General features: G+C 64.0%; 3 protein-coding genes. 1 reads left to right on the top strand and 2 read right to left on the bottom strand.

Going from position 1 to position 1561, the window contains the following annotated elements; all coding sequences use genetic code 11:
* Both ACKOED_RS00200 and ACKOED_RS00195 read right to left on the bottom strand, forming a co-directional pair.
* Positions 1–516 (bottom strand): DUF3489 domain-containing protein (locus ACKOED_RS00200; protein WP_408914559.1); only part of this gene is annotated, 516 nt, incomplete at its 3' end.
* A gap of 101 nt (positions 517–617) precedes the next feature.
* Entirely contained in the window at positions 618–845 is a 228-nt protein-coding gene (locus tag ACKOED_RS00195) for a hypothetical protein (protein ID WP_408914558.1), read from the bottom strand.
* A gap of 105 nt (positions 846–950) precedes the next feature.
* Here ACKOED_RS00195 and ACKOED_RS00190 point away from each other — a divergent pair, with 105 nt between their 5' ends.
* Entirely contained in the window at positions 951–1412 is a 462-nt protein-coding gene (locus ACKOED_RS00190) for a hypothetical protein (RefSeq protein ID WP_408914557.1), read from the top strand.
* The last annotated feature ends 149 nt before the right edge of the window (positions 1413–1561 follow it).

Here is a 1561-nt window from a genome sequence, read left to right as displayed (position 1 = left end):
ACGGTACACTCTGCCTCTTGCCTCCTCCTTCTCGGAGTCGATGGCGAGGCCAAGCTTCTTTTTCAACGCCCCGGCCAAGAAGCCTCTGGTCGTATGCTGAGCCCCATTTGTCGCCTCGACGATCTCCGCGATGCTCGCTCCTTCTGGGCGGCGCAGCATCTCGATCACCAGTGCCTGCTTGGTTCCCTCGCGGATCTTGCGCTCGGTAGGGATGAGCTTCGGCTCTGCTTTCTGCACCTTGGTCTTCTGAGGTTCAACATCGATGCCGATGGCGGCAAACCCCGTGTCGGTGATGATCAGGGTGAGGCCGTGACCCTCTTCGTTCTCGCGCCAGACGGGATCGCCCAGCTTGCGGTTGGCCTTCACCTCCTTCAGGAGACCTTTCCCGATCAGCGCGTTGATGACCTTGTGGGCCGCGCCACCTTTCAGGCTCTTGGGGAGTGGCAAGGCAAGGCGGTCGGTGCGCTGCGAGGCAGCGCTGAGGATGACGCGCTGTGTGTCGGTGAGTTTGGTCATGGGGTTCGCTCCTTGCGGTTTGCGGACCGGAATGATCTCCGGCTCCTACGACCCCGGGCCCCGCGCATGAGGCGGGGCGAAGCAGTTGCGGGCCAGAGCGGCTACTCGGCGTGCTCGCCCTCCCGGAAGGCGGCATCCGTGATGCGCCGGAGGTGGCGGGCGTAATCCTCGAGGGTGCCGACATCGCCCCAGTTCACCTTGTCTGGGTCTGCGCCAAAGTGGTCCTCGCTGAGCTTCGAGATCCTCGCAAGCATCGCGTCGATCTCGGCCTTCCTCGCGATGAAGACGTCGATCGCCTTTCTGGTGTCCCGCGCCGGTCTGCGCATCATATGCCTCCGTTGTTGGAGCCATACATGCTTCCATTCCGGCGGAAGACAAGCGGAATAGCGTTGTAATCCTATTGTTCCTGATCATTCTGGCGGGGTCCGCGGTCAATGGCTGAACATGCGGGTCTCATTCCCATCGGCCAGGCCGCGCGGCTGCTGATGATCTCGGAAGAGCGCATCCGGCAGCTGGTGAAGCAGGGCTTCATCCCCAGACCGGAGAAGCGCGGATTCGTGCAACTCGTGGGTGCTGTGCAAGGGTATCTGAGGTACCTCAAGGACGATGAGCGCCGCTCCGCCAAGTCGGCCGCCGACAGCCGGGTGCGCGATGCCCGGGCGCTCGAGATCGAACTGCGCATAGCGGAGCGTTCACGGGAGCTGATTCCGGTCGAGGACGCGCTGAACGACATGGCGGAGCTGGCCGGCCTGATGCGCTCGGAGCTTGCGGGCCTCCCGGCGCGGCTGACCCGCATCGTGGCCGAGCGCCAGAAGGTTGAAACAGAGATCGATGGTGTCCTCTCGCGCCTTTCCCAGCGAGCCGCAGAAAAGGCTGAAGGCCTGGAGGCTGGCTGAAGCCATCCTCCGTCCGGCGCCGAAGCTGCCGCCTGACGAGTGGGCGCGGCTTCATCGAGTATATCCTGAGACCTCTGGCCTGCCGGGCCCGAGGGATCCGTGGCTCACTCCGTACATGGTTCCGATGGCGCGGGCGGTGCACGACGGAC

The organism is Aestuariivirga sp. (assembly GCF_046093005.1).
GTDB lineage: Bacteria > Pseudomonadota > Alphaproteobacteria > Rhizobiales > Aestuariivirgaceae > Aestuariivirga.
This window is presented reverse-complemented; position numbering and strand designations above follow the sequence as displayed.